The sequence below is a fragment of the Aequorivita sp. KMM 9714 genome (genome assembly GCF_011065475.1).
GTDB lineage: Bacteria > Bacteroidota > Bacteroidia > Flavobacteriales > Flavobacteriaceae > Aequorivita > Aequorivita sinensis.
Genome location: NZ_JAAGRO010000001.1, coordinates 36,243 through 59,052 on the forward strand (window position 1 = coordinate 36,243; position 22,810 = coordinate 59,052).

General features: G+C 34.4%; 23 protein-coding genes and 1 tRNA gene. 11 read left to right on the plus strand and 13 right to left on the minus strand.

Annotated features, from left to right (window positions below; translation table 11 throughout):
• Positions 1–117: 117 nt before the first annotated feature.
• The 9 genes from G3A46_RS00150 to G3A46_RS00185 all read left to right on the plus strand — a co-directional run bounded on the left by G3A46_RS00150 (position 118) and on the right by G3A46_RS00185 (position 7,497).
• On the plus strand, positions 118–405 hold the full coding sequence (locus G3A46_RS00150; protein ID WP_153267915.1) for a hypothetical protein: 288 nt from the start codon (positions 118–120) through the stop codon (positions 403–405).
• The gene (locus G3A46_RS14305; protein ID WP_228122677.1) at positions 405–689 is read left to right on the plus strand and encodes a hypothetical protein; all 285 of its coding nucleotides are present in this window, start codon (positions 405–407) and stop codon (positions 687–689) included. Before G3A46_RS00150 ends, G3A46_RS14305 begins: the two co-directional genes overlap by 1 nt.
• Positions 676–3,078 (plus strand): TraG family conjugative transposon ATPase, encoded by a 2,403-nt coding sequence (locus G3A46_RS00155; RefSeq protein WP_165144540.1) that lies wholly within the window; start codon positions 676–678, stop codon positions 3,076–3,078. The genes G3A46_RS14305 and G3A46_RS00155 overlap by 14 nt, the downstream gene beginning before the upstream one ends.
• Before the next feature lie 4 nt (positions 3,079–3,082).
• Positions 3,083–3,697 carry a conjugal transfer protein gene (locus tag G3A46_RS00160; protein ID WP_206735934.1) on the plus strand — a complete coding sequence of 205 codons (615 nt, stop codon included), beginning with the start codon at positions 3,083–3,085 and terminating at the stop codon, positions 3,695–3,697.
• A 2-nt stretch (positions 3,698–3,699) separates the two neighbouring features.
• On the plus strand, positions 3,700–4,542 hold the full coding sequence (locus G3A46_RS00165) for a hypothetical protein (protein ID WP_111877874.1): 843 nt from the start codon (positions 3,700–3,702) through the stop codon (positions 4,540–4,542).
• A gap of 12 nt (positions 4,543–4,554) precedes the next feature.
• The gene (locus G3A46_RS00170; RefSeq protein ID WP_165144543.1) at positions 4,555–5,169 is read left to right on the plus strand and encodes a conjugal transfer protein TraK; all 615 of its coding nucleotides are present in this window, start codon (positions 4,555–4,557) and stop codon (positions 5,167–5,169) included.
• 138 nt (positions 5,170–5,307) lie between these two features.
• Positions 5,308–6,237, plus strand: coding sequence for a conjugative transposon protein TraM (gene traM, locus G3A46_RS00175; protein ID WP_165144546.1), 930 nt, complete (start codon positions 5,308–5,310; stop codon positions 6,235–6,237).
• 29 nt (positions 6,238–6,266) lie between these two features.
• Positions 6,267–7,124 carry a DUF4138 domain-containing protein gene (locus G3A46_RS00180; RefSeq protein ID WP_165144549.1) on the plus strand — a complete coding sequence of 286 codons (858 nt, stop codon included), beginning with the start codon at positions 6,267–6,269 and terminating at the stop codon, positions 7,122–7,124.
• Positions 7,125–7,131: 7 nt separating this feature from the next.
• Complete coding sequence (locus G3A46_RS00185) at positions 7,132–7,497, plus strand: hypothetical protein (RefSeq protein WP_165144552.1); 366 nt, start codon at positions 7,132–7,134, stop codon at positions 7,495–7,497.
• Positions 7,498–7,628: 131 nt separating this feature from the next.
• On the opposite strand, the gene G3A46_RS00190 is transcribed toward G3A46_RS00185, so the two are convergent.
• The 11 genes from G3A46_RS00190 to G3A46_RS00240 all read right to left on the minus strand — a co-directional run bounded on the left by G3A46_RS00190 (position 7,629) and on the right by G3A46_RS00240 (position 18,686).
• Complete coding sequence (locus tag G3A46_RS00190) at positions 7,629–8,249, minus strand: hypothetical protein (RefSeq protein ID WP_165144555.1); 621 nt, start codon at positions 8,247–8,249, stop codon at positions 7,629–7,631.
• 3 nt (positions 8,250–8,252) lie between these two features.
• On the minus strand, positions 8,253–11,354 hold the full coding sequence (locus tag G3A46_RS00195) for an N-6 DNA methylase (protein ID WP_165144558.1): 3,102 nt from the start codon (positions 11,352–11,354) through the stop codon (positions 8,253–8,255).
• Positions 11,355–11,718: 364 nt separating this feature from the next.
• Entirely contained in the window at positions 11,719–12,780 is a 1,062-nt protein-coding gene (locus G3A46_RS00200) for a PIN domain-containing protein (protein WP_165144561.1), read from the minus strand.
• 187 nt (positions 12,781–12,967) lie between these two features.
• Positions 12,968–13,951 carry a YiiX/YebB-like N1pC/P60 family cysteine hydrolase gene (locus G3A46_RS00205; RefSeq protein ID WP_165144564.1) on the minus strand — a complete coding sequence of 328 codons (984 nt, stop codon included), beginning with the start codon at positions 13,949–13,951 and terminating at the stop codon, positions 12,968–12,970.
• Between the two features lie 107 nt (positions 13,952–14,058).
• Positions 14,059–15,642, minus strand: a complete 1,584-nt coding sequence (locus G3A46_RS00210) for a type IV secretory system conjugative DNA transfer family protein (protein WP_165144567.1) — start codon at positions 15,640–15,642, stop codon at positions 14,059–14,061.
• A gap of 9 nt (positions 15,643–15,651) precedes the next feature.
• The gene (gene mobB / locus G3A46_RS00215; protein WP_165144570.1) at positions 15,652–16,683 is read right to left on the minus strand and encodes a MobB family relaxase; all 1,032 of its coding nucleotides are present in this window, start codon (positions 16,681–16,683) and stop codon (positions 15,652–15,654) included.
• 2 nt (positions 16,684–16,685) lie between these two features.
• Complete coding sequence (locus tag G3A46_RS00220; RefSeq protein ID WP_165144573.1) at positions 16,686–17,075, minus strand: BfmA/BtgA family mobilization protein; 390 nt, start codon at positions 17,073–17,075, stop codon at positions 16,686–16,688.
• 444 nt (positions 17,076–17,519) lie between these two features.
• Entirely contained in the window at positions 17,520–17,717 is a 198-nt protein-coding gene (locus tag G3A46_RS00225) for a hypothetical protein (RefSeq protein WP_165144576.1), read from the minus strand.
• Positions 17,718–17,728: 11 nt separating this feature from the next.
• Positions 17,729–18,109: a DUF6876 family protein gene (locus G3A46_RS00230; RefSeq protein ID WP_165144579.1), complete on the minus strand. Its 381-nt coding sequence runs from the start codon at positions 18,107–18,109 to the stop codon at positions 17,729–17,731.
• Between the two features lie 78 nt (positions 18,110–18,187).
• Complete coding sequence (gene ssb / locus G3A46_RS00235; protein WP_165144582.1) at positions 18,188–18,529, minus strand: single-stranded DNA-binding protein; 342 nt, start codon at positions 18,527–18,529, stop codon at positions 18,188–18,190.
• A 10-nt stretch (positions 18,530–18,539) separates the two neighbouring features.
• Positions 18,540–18,686 carry a hypothetical protein gene (locus G3A46_RS00240; protein WP_165144462.1) on the minus strand — a complete coding sequence of 49 codons (147 nt, stop codon included), beginning with the start codon at positions 18,684–18,686 and terminating at the stop codon, positions 18,540–18,542.
• A gap of 594 nt (positions 18,687–19,280) precedes the next feature.
• Between G3A46_RS00240 and G3A46_RS00245 the strand changes: the two genes are divergently transcribed.
• Together G3A46_RS00245 and G3A46_RS00250 are read left to right on the plus strand one after the other, a co-directional pair.
• Positions 19,281–21,800, plus strand: a complete 2,520-nt coding sequence (locus tag G3A46_RS00245) for a DEAD/DEAH box helicase (RefSeq protein ID WP_165144585.1) — start codon at positions 19,281–19,283, stop codon at positions 21,798–21,800.
• Positions 21,801–21,815: 15 nt separating this feature from the next.
• Positions 21,816–21,900: transfer RNA gene (locus G3A46_RS00250), tRNA-Phe, on the plus strand.
• A gap of 183 nt (positions 21,901–22,083) precedes the next feature.
• Here G3A46_RS00250 and G3A46_RS00255 read toward each other — a convergent pair.
• Together G3A46_RS00255 and G3A46_RS00260 are read right to left on the minus strand one after the other, a co-directional pair.
• Complete coding sequence (locus tag G3A46_RS00255) at positions 22,084–22,512, minus strand: hypothetical protein (protein WP_165144588.1); 429 nt, start codon at positions 22,510–22,512, stop codon at positions 22,084–22,086.
• Positions 22,513–22,523: 11 nt separating this feature from the next.
• Positions 22,524–22,691: a hypothetical protein gene (locus G3A46_RS00260; protein ID WP_165144591.1), complete on the minus strand. Its 168-nt coding sequence runs from the start codon at positions 22,689–22,691 to the stop codon at positions 22,524–22,526.
• Between the last annotated feature and the right edge of the window lie 119 nt (positions 22,692–22,810).

A 22,810-nucleotide genomic window follows, 5' to 3' on the forward strand; every position in this document is an offset into this window, starting at 1 on the left:
AATCAAACAAAATCAAATAATATTTTATTCACAAATATTTGATTATCAGTTATTTGTAAACAAATATATGTATTTTTCCAATAACAAAAACAACACAAATTTTTAAACTTTTCAGTTATGAAAAAATCAAATTATTTCGCAGTATTTATTTCACTTATCTCAACATCTCTTTTTGCACAAATTGGTGGCATTGAGGATTCTGTAAATGACGTAGGTGATACCATAAGAACAATCTTTCCAATTTTACTCGGTGTTATTTTTTTAGTTGGTTTCCTTTTTAATGCAGGACACTTCTTTGGCGAGAACGCAGATTTAAAAAAAGGTATTACCAGAGTTTTGGTATTCGTCTTAATTGCGGGTGCTGTTGTTGGGATATTTACCTATCTAATTGGAATCGTAGTATAATGAAGCGATTCGAGGTCTATAGAAATATTAGGAAAAAGGCAGTCATTTTTGGGCTGCCCATTTCCCTGTTTGCCTTAATGATGATGTCCATACTTGGATCCTTAATGATTATCATTTTTTCATTCAGTTTCGGAATAATTATAGGCGTCTTAATTTTTAATGCTGCGCTTTACATTGCATTAATCCGAATCACAAACAATCCACAATTATTTCAGATGGCGAAAGCCTTCCCGAAAATTATCAGTAACAAAAGAAATTCAGGCTTCGATTATGAACAAGATTAATCTTTCAGCATATCAACCCATTGCAGATATTCAGGACAATATCGTATTTGCCAATAATGGTAATGTCGTTTTGTGCTATAAAGGTAACTTACCAGAAATTTATTCGTTGTCCGAAAAGGATTTTGAAGATATGCACGGTGCTTGGTTTCAGGCTTTGAAATCTTTACCGATTGGTACTGTAGTTCACAAACAAGATATCTACCTGAAGAAATCCTATTCTTCTGAACAGCTTCCGAATAAAACTTTTTTAGAGAAGGCGACACACGAGCATTTTAAAGGTCGTGGACATATTGAACACAAATGTTATTTGTTTTTCATCTTGACCAAAAACAAAGCGCTCAACAATCCAAAATATGTCAATCCGTTCCGAAAGGTTTCAAAGGGAATTGTACAGAAACTGGATGACAACATTAAAAGCTTCGTCAACTCGGTAAGCGATTCTGTTTCCTTCATTAATAATAGCCGAAAAATGGCATTCCTTCCACTTAAATCGGAAGAGATTCAGAAACTGACAAGTGGCTATTTTAATGGCTTCAACGAAGGTTTTGACACCGATATTTTATTGGATAAGAAAAGCGTCAATATTGGCGAAAACCATTTTGATGCCCTTGCCATCAATAGCGAACTGTGCTTTGGCGAAAGTGTACAGAGTAGCAAGACCAATGAGAAATTCACTTCTGACGATTTTGTGTTTCATCAAGGGTTTATTGATGGCTTAGGGCTTACGCTTAATGAAAATCATATTGTCAATCAAATCTTGTATTTGGATGACAAACAGAAGTGGCGCAAACTACTTGATAAGAAAATCGAGGAACTGAACAAAAGTTCAAACTTTGGCTCACAAAATAAGGTGGTACTTGGAAAGATTCAACATATTCTCGACCAAATCAATGCCGATGACAATGCACGAATTATTCGTGGCCATCTTAATATTGTCTATTGGGCAAAGGAAGCCAAAGAGCTTGACAAAATAACGTCGAAGATAAAGACTGAATTTAAAGAATTGGATATCATCCCCTACTATCCAAGAGGCGAAGAACGCAAAAATTATATCCTAAACAGTTATTGTTGCTACTCGTCCAATTTTTCGAATAATGATTTATATGTTACCGACTTAAAGCACGCCCTTTGCCTGTTCATCAACAACACAAATTATAAGTCTGATGCGACCGGAATTATCTTTAATGACCGTGAACATAACATTCCAGTTTTAAAGGATGTTTGGGATGAACGTAAAAAGCGAATCAAAGCTCGAAACTTTGCCATTTTCGCGCCAACTGGCGAGGGCAAATCTTTTTTGGCCAATAATATTTTACGCCAGTATTTTGAAAGTGGCGTCCGTCTGGTCATTATCGATTTGGGTGGATCGTACACCAAATTCGCAAAGCTCTATCCTGAACAATATACCGTACTTCGTTATGAGAGCGGAAAGAATTTAGGTATCAACCCATTTTACATCAGTAACCAAAATGATCTGACACCAGAACGTCTTGAGGATTTATCGGTGTTCCTTTTTGAATTGTTTGCTTCAGATTTGAAAGTTACCAAAGCCCAATCAGTTTCCATCAAGAAAATACTGCGCCATTATTACGATAGCATTTCAGAAAATCATTCTTTGGAAGGGTTTTACAGTTTTATAGAAAAGAATCAGAAAGACCTTCTGAACACCTTAAAAATCCATCCCGACTACTTCAATGTTACAAGCTTTTTGCACGTAATATCTGAATACGTCGGCGATGGTTTATATAGCTTTCTGTTTGAAGTTAGCGAAGACCAGACCTATAAAATTGAGGACAAACGATTGATTGTTTTTGAACTGGATGAAGTGAAGGACAATAAGGAAATACTGTCCGTAATGTTGAAGCTGATTAAGTCAGCTATCCAAAGAACAATTTGGAAAAACCGTGCTGAAAAAGGCATCATCCTATTTGACGAGTTCGCCAAGCAACTAAAGTTTGAAAACGTATTGGAAAGTGTGGAATTCTACTATCAAGCCATACGGAAACAAAACGGTGCGATTGGGATTATTCTTCAATCCATCAATCAGCTTCCTAACAATTCAACTTCGGCCAGCATACTGGAAAACACACAGGTTATTTACAGCTTGAACAATGAAAAAGGCTATGACGAACTGGTTAAAAGGCTCAACCTTTCAACCCACGACTTAAACCAATTAAAGTCTATTAAAAACAATCTTTCCGGACCACGGAAGTACACCGAAATGTTTATCAAAATCGGGAGGGGAAGCAACATTTTCCGTCTTGAAGTTCCAAAGGAAGTGTATGCAGCTTATTTGACCGATGGAAAGGAAAACGAAGAAATAATGAAGCTCTACGAAGAGCATCACGATATGAAAAAAGCAATAATTCAATTCACATCTAAAACATAATATTATGAAATCGCAGATTCACGAATACCAAAACAAATATTTAGCAATGAGTAAAACAAAAATTTTAGTACTCGCAATGGCATTGCTGTTCAGCTTGAACATTAAAGCACAGGGAATGCCAGTTTATGACAATACCAATTTTATTAGTTTAATAAAACAACTATTAGAATCTGGGAAGCAAACCGCAAACATTATCAAGACTGTCAAGTTCTTAAAAACAGCAAAAGAAAACATTGAAAAGGTCAACGATGTGGTTAGGCAATTGAATGCCGTTCGTGAGATTGGCCGTAACAATCAGCGACTCATTGATGTGATGCAGGATGATTTAAGGGACATTCTTGATAGCCCTTACATCAAGCCCGAAGAAGTTGCAAGGGTTTCTGAATCATTCACTGCCATTGTAGAAAATTCTTTGGATACAATGAATTTCATAGATGAAATCCTATCCAGCGATTATCTGAAAATGAGCGATGCTGAACGTGCTGAAATCCTCAAACAAAAAGAACTGGAATCAAAGGAAATGGTTTCTAACGTCAAAGCCAAAACGAAACGCTACAAGGATATTATTTCCTTCAGAAAAATGCAAGATAAAATCAATAACCGCGAAACTGAATATTAAGGATGACCGCAACCATCATTTTAGGGATTGGACTGGAATATATAGACACGGTTTTTCAGACCATACAGAACAGCAGTTTCTCGCAATATACTATTGCAGGAATGAAAACGCTTGCTGTTCTGTTTTTTCTGGTCAATATCCTTAAAAAGTACAATGAAGGTGTTGCAGATAAGGATGGTTATACTTGGGGATTGAGTCCTGGAGAGCTGGCGAAGAATTTTGCAATTGTACTTTTGGTCATTTTCTCGACACAGGTATTAGGTTTTTTCGATGGCATCTTGGTTTCTATAGAAGCACAATACCGAGGAACTGCACCAGCTTTGTTGCCTTTGCAAATGCAGGACATTCCGATAGAGGAAGATGTAAATCTAATTGATGCTGCAAAAAATGCAATGACATTGCTTTATGAAGCTTTGGTAACGCCACTTTACGGGTTCAAAATATTTGCCTTTATCATTGGGATTATCCTATGGATTTTAGACCTGTTTATTTATCCGCTCTTTTTAGCAGAACGATTCTTCCTTTTGGGTATTATGCAGGCATTTTTTCCGTTGGTCATCAGTTTAGCTGTATTTGAAAAATTCCGGTCATTGGCTTATAATTTTTTTAAACTATATGCAGCGGTATATATGCTCGTGCCAGCCTTCTTTTTGGTCAATGTATTTGTTAATGCGCTATACACAGAAATCAACACAAACTTTTGGAATAACCTTTTTGGTACGGATGTAGGTCAAGGTTTTTTTGCTCCTGTAGTACAACTTGGTTCAGTAGGCTTCATTGTTTTCCTGAAATTCAAATTATATAGACGCGCCACGTCCTTCACGTTAAGATTATTTTCCAACTAAAGCAAAATCAGAATGAAAACACCTTATAAGAATATTTATAACATCCTAAAACTAAATAGGTTCATCGTTTTGGCAGTCGTAGTATTTGCCTTTTTGGCGAGTACATTTTCCGTTTGGATAGCATTTAGAACTAACAAAAATGCACTTAATAGTGCCTTTGCCATCAACACCGATGGTAGCATCATTCCATTAAAACTCGTTACCCAAAAAGAAAATTTCAAGGTTGAAGCTTTGGCGCATTTGGAACTGTTCCACAATTACTTCTATAACATCGATGCAAGCAACTATGAATGGAACTTGGAAAAAGCGCTTTGGTTGGGCAATAGTTCAGTTGACAATCTGTACCGCCAGAAAAAAGCGGATGGCGTTTACAACCGCTTACTACAGTATTCGTTGGTTCAAAAAGTGTTGAGTATTGATTCAAGGATATTTGAAAATAATAATTCATATAGTTTCACTACGACTACCATTTTTGAAATCAATAGAGGTACCATAATTGACACCTACGAACTGGTTTCAACTGGAAACCTCATAATGGTCAATCGGAACTTCCCGAATAATCCACACGGATTATTGATAACCGATTATTTTGAAAACACCTTAAAAAAGCTGAACAATGAAAATTGAGCCGACCCGCTTGCCGTCGTGCAGGTAATCGGGATTTATAAACCACGATTATGAAATGAGCCATAACTGTTTTGATACTAATCGAAATATTGGCTGGCGAATTACATCTGACAATTAAAAACAAATAAATATCAACAGATGAAAGTAGAAAAGAATAAAATAGTTTTTGCTGCGGTTTTGGCAGTAATCTTCATTTTCCTGATATCATACTCTGTAATGGTAATGGGTGGTGATGAAAGTGAAAGTAAAAACCTTGAGCAAACATTGATACCTGATTTGGAAGAAAACCAAAAGCAATACAACTCAAAATTGGATGCTATCAATGATTTGAAGGAAGTTCGCGAAACCAACGCTCCGAGTATCTATGATGAAAAACTGATTGATTCCCTTGGCTTTTATAGTGCAGATTTGCCTACACGTGAAAAAGAACGTATCGTGGATAGCATCTATTCAGCAGGAAAAATCAAATATTCTGATTTGACTTATCAGAATCTTGGTAACAGAAGAACATCTCAAAAAAAAGTTCAAGAAGTAGATTCCGCAGATATAAAAAGAGAACAGAAAATTGAAGCTAAAGAATTGGGCCTGGAACATCAATTATTTTTTGCTGCTTCTCCCAAGCCAAACGATTTTTCAATCATCGGGCATACGGATGAAACAATTTATGTGGTCGTCGATGGCGACCAAGTAGTAAAAGCAAACTCCCGATTACGGATGCGACTTACCAAGGATGCAATGATTAACAATAAGCAAATGCCAAAAAACACACTCGTTTTTGGATTTATCAGTTTTCAGCCCAATCGTGCTTTAATAGAAATCGAGAATATCAAGCACCATCCCACCAAACTCAAAGCTTTCGATATACAGGATGGTAGTGAGGGCATCTATGTACAAAACAATTTTAGGTCAGAAATTACCACGGAGGTTCTGGACGATGTTATAGGCGATATCAATATTCCGAGTGTTCCCGAAGTTGGTGGTATTACTAAAATCCTAAAACGGAAAAATCGAAGCATTAAAGTGACCGTGTTGAACAATTATAAGCTTATTCTAAAACCAAAATTATGAATCTAACAGGTTCTCAAAAATTCACTATTATGAAAAAATATATTATAACTTCATTATTTATAGCTGTTGCAACTTTTGTACCTCGACTTTGTTGGGCGCAGGTAACAGCACAAGAAACAATCGTAAAAGATACCATCTATGCGAATGACACTAAAAATGTTGCGCTGTTTTTTCCAGAGCCTATTCGGCAAGGCATAACCGGTTCGGACAATTTTATATTTACGTATAACCGAGAAAAAGAGCAGTATTTCGGTTTGCTTCAAGCAAAGCCTGGTAAAGAAAGCAATCTTCTGATAGTCAATAGAGATGGTTCAATTTTTTCGTATATTGTAAGGTATAAAAAGAATTTAACCAAGTTCAATTATTTCATTCCGAAGTCAAGTAGTATTGGGAACGAAAGACCAATAATGAATGATTCTATTTCGGTTGCTACTGCTGAAAGTAATGTTGATAACAGAAATTATTATTACAAGAAATTCAGTTCTTATCTTCTTGAAAGAAAGCAGCGTGTAGGTAGGATTAAAAAACGAACCGAAGGTATAGTTTTAAGCGTCGAAAACATTGTTTTTGATACGGAAGAACTTTACTTTGTCATTCAAATTAAGAATAATTCTACTTTGGATTACGATTTGAATTTCTTAAAACTCTCGGTTGAAACAAGACAGAAAGGAAAAAAGAAATCGTTACAACGTCTCTATCAAGAACCGTTATTTAAACACAATCTGCCTTCCAAAATAAAAAAAAATGAAACAGCACGGTTTGTATATGTAATACCAAAGTTTTCATTATCCAATGACCGTAGAGCAATTTTGGAAATACGCGAAAAAGATGGCGAACGTAATATTGAACTGAAAATATCACATAGTTATATCAATAACCCAAATTAGTAACGTTATGAAAAATTTAGTCATTTGCTCGTTCTTACTGTTGTTCTTCTCCTGTTCAGAAAACAAGAATCTTTCCCCTTCTGAAACTGCCAAAGTTGTTGCCGAAAGTTTTTATCACGGCGATGAAGCTACATTAAAAAAACATACCACCGCTGAAGGATATGCAAACCTTTCCAGCATTCAAGCAATGTTTACTGAAGATAAAGATTCAGAAGCTCATTTTAAGGTGGTGGATGAAGCTATGGATGGTGAGGTGGCTTGGGTTAAATATTCAACGGCTTACGACCCAAAGTCCGGTGTTTTTAAACTGGTTCAAGAAGATGGCCAATGGAAAGTAACGCATAATGGACCGAGGGATAAGGGGCCTTTTTAAATTTTCACGGATCAACTTTTCAAATCATACAGAAGATCGCAAAAAAAACTTTGTAGTGCCTTAATAATTGTTTTAATTGAGAGTGAAATTAACAGGGAATTCTAAACGACACTTATAACAAAATTGGTTTCTCAAGCACTATGAAGTTGTATAAAATCGAACATAAAGTGCTTTAAAGTAAAGCTATTAATGTGTTCTGATTCGTAATAAGCATAGTGCAAATTATGTGGCTTGGCGTGTAGACATTCGGAAGCTCTCTTATCTTTTTTCAAAAGTTTGTTTACTCCTTCAACTGTTTTACCCAAATCTCCTTCAAGTACATAGCCAAGTAAGCAACCATTCTCATATTTATGTGAGACAAAATTGTTGATGCCTGTATCTATATATCGTCGCTTTAGGCCAGAATCAGTTTCCTTCAGATTTTTTGCTTCCATATGATATTCATATTCAAGGTCGGAATTTATGGTTACCAATCGAAGGTCTATACGAGGTAACTTTGCGGCAAAACCCTTTTCCTTTTTAGTATCATTTTTAGGTAAATGTTGCTCAACATTCGTTACGATATTCCACTTTAATCGTAGCGGATTTTGATTTATGTGTGTATGCAGTTCCGATGTGATATCATTCTCATCCCAATTGAGCTGGATAACCTTTGTTACCAAAAGTTTTGCATAAGATTCCATTATCAGCTGAAAACATTTATCTTCGAAACCTCTCTTAAAGCTGGCAACTATTACTTTGTTCAATCCCATTACTTATACTTCGTTTAAAATTTCCAGAATTAATTCCGAAGCATCTTCAATTGCCATTGATTGTGTCCAGAATCTTTTCTGATTGGGACGAATAATAAAAATGTCGTTACCAGTTTTGTAATTTAATTTTTTTCTGAAATATATATTTGTTGCCTTCTTTTTCCATAATTCCTTATCCAAAACTTTCAGTATGTCATCAATCGGCACAATTGATTTTAAGACTGCTTTTTCAGTATCTTCAAATGTAACTTTAGTTATCATCAGAGGCGAAAAATGATTCACTTTTACAAATATTGTACAATTGGCATACAGATTCTGATTTTGCAAAAAGTCATTCAAATATTCTGATACTTTCACAGCATAATCTTGAATATCCTGAAGGTTTGTTGGACCAAGAACATATTGATACCTCTTAATTAATAATGGGATAGTAAATTCAACAAAACTATCTACGATAAGATTCTCGTCCTTTGAAAAGTTAAAACACTTAAATATGTATTCATCAATCTGCTTCTCTTGCTCTTTTAAACTATTATTTAGAATTTCAGATTCACTACACATTCTGTCATATATTTCAGCTAAATAATATAAATTCTCTTTAGATAGAGAAAAAGGAAGTTTGTAAACTTCGTTTGGTTTAATTTCCTCTCTTTCTATTCCGATGGATGCCGAACAAAGAAAAAGATAATAATAAGCAAGTTTTGAGTTTATGAAACAAGTTAAGCCTTTGAGTAAATTAGCATCACTATGACTGACACCTAAAACTTTACTATTGAAAGAGCAATCTTCATTTTCATAGGAAGCACAAATTTTCCAATTGGAAAGACCTTCTTTAATTAGAATATGCGGCGCAAAATAAGTTTTTTTCGCTCCCACACGTCTAAAAACATCTATGGTAGGTATGTCGCTTACTGACACACCATAATGTTTAGCGTATATTTCTTTAGATTTTAGAGAAAGCCCAGAATTTAAGTCCGAAAACGAATTTGACGCGTATCTCCGAATATTCTTCGGTGCAATATATCTATTAGGAATTTCAGTATCTACTTTAGGGTTCTTTGTGGAATCATTCAAATATTGCAATCCTGAACCTCTATCAAATTTTTCATCTGAAATAAACTGCTCCAGACTATCTAAAGAATTTAATTTATGAATCAATTTCATATCCCCATTTCCACCCCACATTGCAATTTTCCAAATTTTAGAAGTCGGATTTTTGCATTCTTCTCGGGGAAGATATTTTAAATCTGTCCCATCAATACTAACACCTTCAATAACATTGGATTTGATATAAGTTTTGGGAGCATAATAAACAATAGTATCAGTTTTCTTGTTTGGTGCGTTTTTTCTATAAAAGACAATACTGATAGGTCCCGTTGCAGAACCGAACAATTGCCCGCCAAAATCTTTCGGTGCATTCCGTAAAATGGAGAAATTATAAATCTTTTCTACATAGCATTCATTGAAAAGCCACTTTCTAAAATTTTGATACGTAATTTTAGTGTTTGTGAGTATTTTGGTATTGAAAATCAAGGCAATTTCTCCATTTTCAGAGAACGTTGTTGCTTTGTGCAAAAACGGTAGCACCATTTCTTTGGCAAAACCGTATTTATCGCTATAATCTCTTATAGCTTGAGATAGTTTCTTGGTGCCAAAGGGCGGATTTCCAACAACCAAGTCAAATTTAATGGCTTCTACTTCTGGATTCGATTTTATAGTATCACTACGAAACAAATTATTGCCTTGCTCTACCAATGAGCCGTCTGAAGGATCGTTTATCAAATAAGGCAATCGGTAATCTTTATTCTGCCAAATCGTTTTAGGATTTAAGTTATCTACCAAAGCCAAATAAAGACTGAATGCTGCCACCTTAATGGATTGTGGATGTATTTCAATCCCAAAAATATTATCCGTCAGCAACTTCTTCAACTCATTAAAGTCAGTAAGTTTTTTAGAGGTTGCATTTTCGTGACGCTTTACCAAACGTTTAAAGCTTTCTACGAGAAAAATTCCGGAACCACAGGTCGGGTCCAAAATCTTAATGTTGAAGTTTTTCTCTGACCTTGCAATTGGTAACTTTTCATTTAATATAAGTTCAACAAGTGATGGTGGTGTGTAATATGTACCAGTATCTTGTTTTAGAGTGGGGTTTATTTCGGAAAGGAAATTCTCGTAAATTTCACTCAATAATTCAATTTGGATAATACTAAAGTCGAAAAGTCGAAAATCTTCAAAGAGATTCTGTTTCTGCGAATCATCATTGCCATTAATAAAACATTTTTTGATTATTTGCAGATGCTCTCTCGAAATGGTTTCATTGTTATCAACAGTAAAAACATTACCATTAAAATATTCCTCCAACTTGCGGTAAAGCGAATACGTTTTATCTTCATCATCCAGAATGTCGAAATAAGATTGAGCTCCTTCTTTGATTCCAGAATAGAATTTTGCATCGGTTGCGCCCCTATCTTCCAAATATAGAAGAAAGAGAGAACGCATTATTATTTTATGGATAAGGTTAATCTCTAATCCATCGTCCTGTAATTGTTTGGCAGTATAGGTAAGACTATCTACAAGATATTTATCGACTCTTCGCTTAAGACTAATCTTCTTTCGAATCTCGACAGCTTCCTTCAACGTCCAAATAATACCGGTATCGATGGCAATGGTGGAAAAAAGATTTTGTAGTTCTTTTAATTTATTTTTATCCGAAAACTTGTAAGACTCTATTTCAAGCTTTTTAAGTTCCTTATTATAGTCAAAATCATTGGATTTTATCAACAAGGGTTTTTCGGCGCAATTGTAGATTCGTATTTCCGTTTCAGAATAAACGTAAAGAAAGATGACCTTTTTAAAGTTCCATATTTTTTTTTGTGCAGTGGCAATTTCTCGAAGAACCAAGTCATCAAATTTTTGGACTTCCTTTAAGAATACCGCTGGATAACTGTTATGATTGTCATCGGTGCTGAAATAAATTTCATCAATACCAAAATCCTTCACTTGATTTATGACACCTAATTGACTTTCAGAAACTTGATTAGGTTCTGAAATAACAGATACGGCCTTTTCCAAGCCTAAATTTTCTATTATATCAAAATCAATCATTTTGCAAATTGTCTAAAATCCGTATTAGTTAATCATATACTAAATATCTTTCAAAGGTACAAATGATTTTGTGAATTTGATAATCAGGATTTCATTAATATTTGGAATATTTCCAAGTTTATGGATAAATGGTTTTGTACCCATTTCAATACTTCTACCTATAGACTCTGATGTATTAAGTATTCATTTATCAAAAAATACTTCTTACCTGATATGTTAATTTATCACTGTATTTAACTTTTGTGAAATGACTTTTAAATAAGAGAATCTGTGGTTAAAAAGTAAGACTTTAAAGGAATACCGACTTTATTAACTCTATAGGGCTTTTGATATGGAAACAGTCAATTCACGTTTAAAATATAAATTATCGGTAGTCATCATACCGTTCTTCAATTCTTAACTTCTCATCTCTATTGATTTCGATGATTTCAAATTCCTCCTCGTAATCGTCCTTATCAATAATATAGGCAAGAACTGACAAAGTTGCCGTTACGTCCCTTTCTATTTCTTCAATTTTGGTTTTGAAGTAATAGGTAACTTTATCTTCATTATCATAATGGGAAAAATCTTCATCATCTATGACTAATTCAACTTTGAATGTTACCTCTGCCTCAATTTCAATTTCAATAGATTCTTTATCAATGGATACAATTTGGAATAATTTGTTTTTAACAATCACTTCCGTTATTTCAATGTCGTGAATATCATTCCAAACTACCATATGATACAAACTATCATCATCTAACTTAGACCGATACCAATTTTCAATCTCATCATCAATTTTATTTGAGTTTTGCTCAAATAGTTTATTAAGCACTGAAATCCTATGTTCTTCTGTTAGATAATATTTTAGTTTTTCATCGAGATAATTTTCGTAGTCTTTAGTTATTTCGAAATGTTCACTCTCGAAGTTTAAAAAATCTTTATCGGATGAAAATACGGTACATTTTAATTTCTTCTCAATACACCATTTTTCAATTAAGTCCAATGCAAATGCGTCAGGAAATTCATTTTTCTTGTCTCCACCATTAAACGGAAATTCATTTTTAAAATATTTCTCAAAAACGGTTTCTATATTTAATTCGCGATAATCAATTACAAGGACTTTTGATTTTAGAAGAATAGCATCAAATTCATCATTAAATTCCTTTTCAATGTTTTCATTAACGATTCGCTCAAAAATTTTCTTTCCTGCTGAATTGTTTCTTAATACACGGGACTCAAATTGATTTTTAAACTCATTTAAGTCTTGGACTGCTTTTCCTGAAAATTTCTTAAATCGGCTTTTAACCTCTCCAATCGTTATTTTCGTCATAACAATCTTAATCTTCTCTTCTTCAGAAAATTTGAGAAGTTGCCGAATTCTTTTTCCTTCAAGAAAATTCTCTTTAATAAAAATATTTGTATCGAGGACTATATATTCCATTCTGTACTTGTGGATTTGTTTAGATAAATTATTACCTTTTTAAATAGAAACTATTCAGTAAGCCCAAATTTTCGAAATAGAATAATTAATTATTATACTTCGTTCCTTAATACAGTTGTCTTCGGAAATAAACAGAAAATTTGGGATAGCCTGAAATGACCATATTTAAAATTTGTTATGTCTGTTTTTATCCGCTGATTAATTGCAGTCCAACTTTCTCTCTTTGCTTACTTAATTCTATTAGTTTTTCGCACAGTTCTATTTGAATTTGGAAATATTCCTGATTGAAATATTTATAACCAAATTCCATAGCATCTAATGATATTATAAATCGTTGTCTTGTTTGCTTTTCTGTATTGAAAAAAAATTCTCCCACTTCTTTTCTTTGGTTTTTATTTTTGTAATGAGTCAAAGCTTCTTCATAATCATAATGCCAGGGATTTCGCTCACAATCTTTTTTCCACATATCAAGATAACCAGAATCTTTAATAATTTGTGTGATTGTTGATTCCTTATCTAAATTTTCTAAAACATATTTTGATAATTGCTCAAATGTCTGAATATCTTCATTTGTTAGATTTCGAGCTTTTTCTAATATTACGTTTGTTATTTCTGTTTGTTGGTCAATTAGATGATTAACTTCGGTTGCATACTCAATCTCCTTTTCATTAGCACTTAATACTAATCTTTCTACACGTGTAAATTGCTGTGAATCCAAAATTTCTTGCGGTGTACAATAGTCTGGATTCTCAACAATTTTGAAACCTGCCTTTTCATATGCTTGAGCCACGAAACGAGTACAAAACTGTCTGTTAACTTCTTTCGCAATTAAAATCTCTTTTAAACGAGAAAGCCTTGCTTCTTTTGTTGAATATTCCGTCCCAATTTTTCCACGTGCAAAGAAGACTATATCATTCACTTGTTTTTGCGTCATATCTTGATTAAATCTCAAAACAACAACATCGTCATCATTTTTGAATATTTGACGTAATACATTAATTGATTGAACACCTAAACCATTTGATTCGATTGCACTTCCAACTCCAACATAGAGAATAGCGTGCGAATATTCCGAATTTGTTGATGCACGAATAAGGCGGCATTCACGAGTATTATATCGTGTTAAAATAACATCTCCTTTTTGTAATCCCCTAAAGTTAATAATGTACAAAATCTATTTTTTTAATATTACACATCGCCTATTATATAAGCTATAAATATAAAGCTATCCCTCTAAATATTACTGATACAATTGAATGTTTTAAAAAGCAAAGACATTTACTGATCGAAAATCGACCTCGCTTCTTCATAAATTCTCTCAAAATTTGCCTCTAAATCAGTTTGGAAAAACTGCTTCGATCTTCTTGGAAACTCTCTTTTTATTTTGGCTAACTTGAACTGAATTTTTTTATCCTTACCATCCGCATATGTGATAAACTCTCCTTGCTTTAATCGAAAGAAAACATCAGCCCTTATTTTTGGATTTTCCTTTTCTCCAATTGTAATTCGGGTATCAAAATCAAGGTTATGTCCTCGACTTATACTCTTGGTAGGATCCTTAATAATTTCAAAAAAGCGTTCATAATATTTTGCAGTATCTGGATCGTTGACTTTTCCAAAAAATTGATAAGAAAGATTGCTTAATATCGCTTTACTTGCTTTATCTCCATACATCATATCATTTTGTATCTTATCCTGCATCACATAAATCGTAGAAATATTATAGCTTCGGAGAGTTGCAGGAATGCGGTGCATATTCAATAAGCGAATAGTCGGAGCTTCTTCCATCAATAGAAAAGATGGTTTGCTATTTCGAACACTCATTTGTTTAGTTATAGTATGTATGATCGTAGCGATAACGGGCGAATAAGATGTTTCAAATTTCGGATTATTTACAATTGAAATTACACAAGGATTTTCTGGACTATTTATATTGAGTGGCACTTCATCTGCGGACAATGCCATAAAAATACGCTGTGTACTAATTCGTTTAAGCGCATTCGCTAAGGTACTTTTTACCCCCGCTGTCTGCCTTTCAGAATCCTTGCCACTAATAAAAGCATCTGCCATAGCTCTTGATGTGGTATTGGTTTCCAAAAACTTGATAAGACTGTCGGTATCGAGATACTGATAAATAGCTATTAAATGCGGTAGCGTACAGAATTCTGGATATGTAGTTTTCAGTTTCCAGATCAACCCACCTATCAATCCTTCAGCCGCATCATTGAAGAATTTTGTTGTTCCGGTTGTTCCAGATTCCCGTTGCTCCAAAAGGTTTTCGATTACCACCCTTGAAACCTCATTTACGCTTTCCTCGTTCTCTAAATAGCGAGGTGCTATAGGATTTACCCTATGGATGATTTTATCGAAGGAAATGACCTTAAATGGAATTCCTCCATCTTTAAAGAGTGGATAAGCCATTTCGGTCAGTTCAAAATCTTTGTAATCGTGAATGATGCCACAAAATCCTTCTTTTTGGAAATGTTTCAGGAATCCATACACAACACTCTCGGTCTTTCCGCTTCCGGCAGAACCAATAATTGATGCTCCACGTTTGATGTTGTCGAGTTTAAAGTTTCCTTTGGTCGTTGCAAAGTTGACCTGATACTTGCTATCGCCATTTTTTGGGCTTTCGGTTTTATGAAGGTAAACATACAATCCTATATTAATTAATATCAGAGGACAAACAAAATAAAGTGCTATTTGCACCAATGGTAATTGTTCATTTAAATAATACACAAAAGCGCCAATCAATAGAAAATTGAAGACAAATGCATATCTGCTAACCCGAAATATTCCATAGAAAGCACTACTGGCCAAACCAATAATAAAAAGTACAGTTACGAGATTGTCCATTTGCATAATTTTAAATTAGATTCCGATGGAACTCGATTTTATGGCCACTCCCGCACCTCGTCGTAGCCTATTAAAAATTTTCATTGCCAATTGTGCCTGTGTAACAGGAATACTTGGCATCATCGGGATGCCACTTTTTCCCATTATTTTGAACGCCAATGCTTTTTCGTTGGTGGGCAGTTTCATTAGTGAAGCAAAATAGATTTTCGGATTTTTGATGAAATCCTTTCTTGCCTTGTAGGTTTCGGCGAAGTTTCTTTGATAGCCAAAAGTCTTGTCAAACGTCTTTTCTGCACTTGTAAAAAATCTATCTCTATCAAATCCCCGTTTTACGGTTTTACCATTTAATTCAACATCAGAAGCTTTGTATTTACTTCCTGGGGACAAGCTGAATTTATTGGAAGCATCCTTACGGCTCACAATAATATGGATATGACTTTGGTTTCCAGCTTTTGGCATTCCTTGTACAATTCGTTTTCCGTTCTGTTGGTGCGGTGCTTCTCTTTCGAGTTTCACAATTTCTTTTTCCAATTTTTTCACATTCCCTTCCGCTCGCCCATCTTGCACATTTCGGATTTCAGTTTTAAGCTGAAGTATTTTTGTGGCATACGGTTGGTTTTCTTTTATCTGAAAGTCCGTTCCTTTGAAGGTTCTTTGGTGTTCAATTTTTGCATAGTATTTTATGTCATCGATTGTAATGGGTCGTCCATTGATTTCGCGATTAAATGAAGCCACATAATCCTTCATAATTTCACGGGTGTATTTTTGCAAATCTTGACTATGATTCTGCAAACGTTTCAGTTCGTATTTAGATGGGCTTACGGTAATGGAATAAAACCGTGGTTCGTGCTTTTCAAGTTTTGCAGTATTACCATCTATCTCCCTGACCACTTCTTCTGCTGAAATCTCGTCGCCATATTGGTTAAAGAAATGTTCCATATCCTGCTGTTCCAATCCCCGGTTTTCCTTCTCCAGATAACCAACAAAATCAGCCGAACTTTTAGAATAATTGCCTCCCATTTTTTGAGGTGTTATTGTTATGTACATCGCTAAAAATTTTTGAGGTCGTTATTAAGATTTTGCTTTTCGCGAAAGCGCACTTCCTTTTTTTCTTCCACGAATTTCTTTTCCAAAATCAACGTTTTCTTTTTCGGTTCTTCCATCTGAAAAAGTGATTCCAACATTGCAACTGTGGGCTTGGTTTGGGTCTTTTCAACATCCCTCATTATAGCAATTACTGCATTTATTCTTTTGAGTAACTTGGATTCTATGGTTCGCCCTGTCGGACCTAATTTTTCTTTTGGCGATATCTCATTGTAGAAGAAAAAATCAAGAATGGCCTCCATAGTTTCCGTATGTGTCTTGAAGTGCTTTTTCGAAAATTCTTGAAAACGTTTGGCAGTTTTCCTTTTGAACCTGATGGTGATGAATGAATCCATTTTCTTTCGCTTTTTTTTTGTGTTTGACGTAAATCCATCCCTGTTTACAGGCTCTTTGGAGGCATTTGACGCAAATCGAAGAAATTTATATAATCCGATAATTTTCAAGTGCTTGAAATTCAAGGGTTTATGCGTTAAAAGGAATATGTAACGTGGCTCTGCCCGTTACCCTCTTGCTATTCCTTTTCGTCACGCCATAGCGTGACAAAAATTTCATACAATCTGGCTAAAAAGCCAATTGCCCTTTTAGGAATTCGAAAATTCCTATATGTAAATTATAGATGGATACAGCTATCAGCGAAAGTTAAAAATGGGATAACTATATGAATTTATGTGTGCCGAATTACAGCGAAATAAAGATACGCTTTTTTCTCGACTTGAAATTAATTGTATACAAAAACACCTCCAAAAATTTAGAGGTGCTTGACTATAAAGTTTAGAAAATTAGATGTTGAAAATAAACGTATAGGAATATAAATTTCGTAATGCTTCTTCCTCTATCATCGTTTCAAAACAGGTATAATTTTCTCTTACGTATTTGCGAATATCGTCGCCAAATTTTCGTTCCACATCCTTTTTGGAATCTTCCAAAAGACGGTTTTGAGCCTTCTCGCTCAAGTCTGTAAAATTGAGATAAACCATAGCTTTAAATTTTAGTATTCACTTGGTAACATCAGCGTATCATTTACAAAAAATAACCGCAGTTCATCGAGCGGAAAATCGGTCGCCCGATAGCCGTGTTTTTCCAAAATATTGTCGTTGCCATCGCTGTAAATTATCTCGGCTTCATAACCCGAATAATCCTGTTTTTCTTCGGACAATCTTTTAAAATCTATGGTTATAAATTCGCTTCGGTTCATCAGACTTTTTGCAATTACGGAAGTGTCCGTAATTAGCCAAAAACAATCTGCCACATTAGCAAGATATTTTATTCCGTCCGTAAAACGTGTTCTTAATAATGGGATTTGATAGAACATTTCCGTACCGTGAAAATGTTGCAATCCTTCTTTGATTTCGTTAACTTGTGCTTTCATTTTAATTTGATTTTAAAGAGTTAATAATGAAAAAGAGGGCGTAACTTTCAAGAGGAACGCCCTCTTCCATTTTAAGTTCTACTTGTCTTTACTACCAAGTAAAAGGATTTCATTTGCTTCGATTTCGGTAACATATCGCTTGATACCCTCTTTGTCCTCGTAGCTTCGGGATTTCAATTTTCCCGTAACACCTACTTCCTTGCCTTTATCAACATATTTTTCAATGATTTCGGCAGTCTTGCCCCAAGCTACAACTGTATGCCAATTAGTTTCTGTTTGCTTTTCGCCTTTGGCATCCTTGTAATACTCGTTAGTTGCAAGTGAAAAACGGGCTACTTTTTTACCGCTTTCAAGGTTTGTAATGGTTGGCTCTTGTCCAACGTTTCCGATTAACTGTACGTGATTTTTTAAAGTACTCATAATAAAATATTTAAAGATTAATTAAAATGCTATCCGAACCATTCAGACAGTTTGCGTTTATATTTTTTTGAAGTGATTTACTTATTATATCTTGAGCGTTTTCCTTTTTTGTTTTTTTTGGTGCCGCTTCCTTTTTTATGTTTTTGTAAGATTTCATAAGTTTCATTTTAGATTTACTTCCCATAGCGCCCTCGCTGTTACCTTTTTTTGTTGCTGATACATTTTCAAGATTTTGAATTGATAAGGACTTATAAAAAGTGAAGCGCAGCGAGAACGGTTTATGCAGTCTGTTCAAGTTCAAAATGTTGGTATTTTGCTGGCAAAAAAAGGTTAGGGCAGCGAGGGTGCGGAAGTATTTCTAAAGACTTTTGTGAAGTACAATAACATTGGAAGTGGTACCAAATGATTAAATGGAATTCCGATTTGGCGGACTCCGTTCACGATTTCGGATATGAAATGAAGCGTCCCGTTCCAGCGCAGCGGATCGGGTTAGCGGAATGGAAAGTAGAAATTGGGGATGGTGTCCAAGACCTATTTAGAGAAGCTCTTTTCCCGAAAATAGAGCCTTTCGCGAAATGTAGGGGAATGGGCTGAACGGGTTATGAAATAGAATATACTTGTCTACTATAGTGTAAAGTGATAATTAAATATTTCATTCCTAATTTAACTATGCAAATATTTATGTTAAAATAACTTATAAGCATTGATTAAATTTTAGTATTTTGTTAATCAATAAATAATCGCTCAGTTAATGAATATATTTAAGAAAAAATTAGAAGATACAACTCCAAAACAGCTCAATTTTGAACCAACAGAACTTTTTCAAACATTGTTTCATAAAGAAGGATATGCTTATTTACGTGGAATACAGGAAGAAGTTTTAAATTCTTGGCATACTATTAGAAACCAGCGTGATGTACTTTGCAAAATGAATACGGGTTCTGGAAAAACGTTAGTTAGCCTTTTAATGTTGTATTCAAAAATGATTGAAGGTGTTGGACCTAGTTTATATTTATGTCCTGATAAGCAACTCTTAGAACAAGCAAAAATTCAAGCAGATTTATATGGAATACCTGTTTGCGAAATAGAATATGCAGGACAACGAAGTATATTTCCTAATGACTTCTTAAACTCAAAAGCAATACTTCTATGTACTTTTCAAAAGTTATTCAATTCGCGTTCGATTTTTGAAAGGGACAATATTGACGTAGGTTCTATTGTTCTTGATGATGCACACGTGTGCTTAGATAAAGCAAGGGATGCGACAACATTATTAATTCCCTTTGGTCACGATTTAGCCAAAAGATTACTGAAATTATTTAAAGGGGATTTAAAATATCAAGCGCCCGGTACTTATCACAGATTGATACAAGGTGACCCCTATGCCAAAATATTGAAAGTTCCTTATTGGTCTTGGCTTTCAAGAAATGAGGAATTAATTGAGCTCATTGGCGAGTTTAGCGACGATAACGAATTATTTTTTAAATGGGGATTAATTGCCGACGACCTAAAATCGTACGATTGCTATGTAGGGCCTAGGGGTATAGAAATCGCACCATCTTATGTACCATTTCACAATGTAAGAGCTTTTAATGAAGCAAAACATAGATATATTCTTTCAGCCACATTTGAGGATCAAATTGATTTGATTAAAGATTTGGGTATTGATAAAGATAGTATTAAAAATGCCCTGATACCTAGAGACCGTAAAGATGTAGGTCAACGATTAGTGCTTGCACCACAGAGATTCGATTCCAGAATAACTGATGAGCAAATAATGGCCTTAGCAAAAGAATATTCTGAATCAGGAATCAATGTTATGGTACTAACACCATCTTCAGAAAGGGCGACCAAATGGAAAGATATCGGTGCTGAAATAATCGAAAATGAAAGTATAAATAAAGATATTGGTAAGTTAAAGAAAAAGAAGGGACTGTTTTATGTATTAATAAACAGGTATGATGGCGTTGATTTGAACGGGGATATGTGTCGAGTACTTATTCTAGATGGTTATCCGACATTCAGCTCCTATGAACAACTATATGCAGAACTACGTTTGGAATCTGTAAAAGCATCACTAAAAGCACAGATAATAGAACAAGGATTAGGTAGGGCGGTAAGGTCTGGAAGTGATTACTGTACTGTCTTTCTAATGGGTAAAGACTTATTGCAATTTGTAGGTAACAAATCCAATCTTCAGTACTTCACTCCTGTTACTAGAGAACAGCTTAAATTGGGGCTTTCTCTTTTAGATGAAGAATCGAAGGACAATGCTCTAAAAACAATTAAAGAAACAGCAAGTCTATGCTTGGTGCAAGATATGAGTTGGCGAGAATACCATTCAGATATTCTATCAAAAATCGAAGTTGATAAAACAGATGACCGTATTTTGAAAAATTTGGAAATTGCTGATGTAGAATCAAGAGCTATCGACCAATTTAGAAGAAGGGATTATGAGGGTGCGAGCAATCTTATTTTAAATGATATTGTTGACTCGGTTGATTTAACTTCCAAACAGCGCGGTTGGTATTTTGAGAAGTCCGCAAATTATCTATTTCTTGACAACGCTCCTAAATCGAATGATTTACAGTTAAAAGCAGCGCAGACAACTTCCCATATGCTTCAATCTAAAAATGGACATAGCTATACCAAGATTACAGCTAACGAAGGACAGGCTATACAGATACTTCACTTTGTTAAACGCTTTGAAACATCACAAGACTTTAAAATGTATATTGAAAGTCTTTTCGAAAATCTTAGTTTTAGTCAGGATATACCGCATACTAAATTTGAAAATGCTTTGGCAGAAATCGGAAGTTTAATTGGTTTTTACACACAAGAACCAGAAGCTGAGTTTGGAAATGGCCCAGATGTTCTATGGGTAATGACAGACCAACATTATTTAGTACTAGAAGCAAAATCAAGAGCAATCCACGATGTCATTACTAGAGATAACATCAATCAACTTCTAGGCTCTGGCGAGTGGTTTAAGAATCTCTACGGACCAGCAGCTAATCATAATTTGGTTACATTGCAACCGCCAAACATAAAAGGGTGGAATGTAAATACAAGCGAAAACACTCGTGTTATCGATGAAGATTCTTTAAATTTATTGAAAGATAATTTAAGAAGATTTGTTGATGGAATCAATAATTCGGGGTTTACTGCTGCTACAACGAAGGAAATTGCAAACTTATTAGGAATACATAATTTCACACCCATAGGCTTTAGAACTAGTTATCTCAAGCCAGTTTATTCAAAAAAAGGATAAATTAGGGGTTAAAATATAGATGGCTGAGTGGTCTAAGGCTCCTGATTGAAGTTCAGGCGTACGGGCAACTGTACCGAGAGTTCGAATCTCTCTCTATCCGCAGATACGAAAGTATTTTAGCCCGCAATTTATTTGGCTTGTTGGTTATAACAGCCTCAACTCATTCTTCAAAAAAGTACTTTCTGATTTTCAGATAATATCTTTATCTCTGATTTTTCAGCATTTTTTAATTTATCTTTTAAAGCCTTCTTCTTTTATCATAAATCCATCTTCTCAAATTATTTTAAAGCCCCATTTCATATTCTGAAAGTTTGCTCGGTGCTATTTCAGTCATTGCATTCAATTGTCCACTATTCTTAAACTTAATTACATACTTAAGACCTAACCAGGTATAAATATTTAACCAATCGGTAGGCATTGGTGCTTCATAAATTCTGGGCATCATATATGCTAAAGTTTCGCTAAGCGATGCCATTTCTTCTTGCTTCACTGAACATAATAGTCGTGATAATTTTATGTTTATAAGTGTGTCTTTTGGTATTGTATCTTGCCAAGAAGATTTAAAAACAATGATGAGGCTGGTAAGACAATCCATAAAATTGAAAACGAAATCGTTACTTCGCTTTTTATTTGAATTTGATGTTTTCTCCTGTGATGGTAAAGGTTCACACTCGAATCCAAAATCAAGTTGTACTAAATTAAAATTTTCCATAATGTGAGATTTTATTTTGAATAATGATTTAAAAGTGTGCGGTAGTACAGCGGATGTTTATCTCTGTAATAAGCTAAATGACTCTCTGCACTATCAATTGAGTAATTTTCACTACTCAATTGATAATGTTCTTCCGCTTCTTCTAATGAAATGCTGTGTTTTACAGATACTTGTTTCATAATGTTATATTTTTTAGTTAAACAATATTTTACCAGTACCTAAACGGAAGCTAAAATCACAGCTCAAAAGTAAACGGAATAAATAAGCGTTAGATAGTGTGATGGCTTTATGCCGTAGT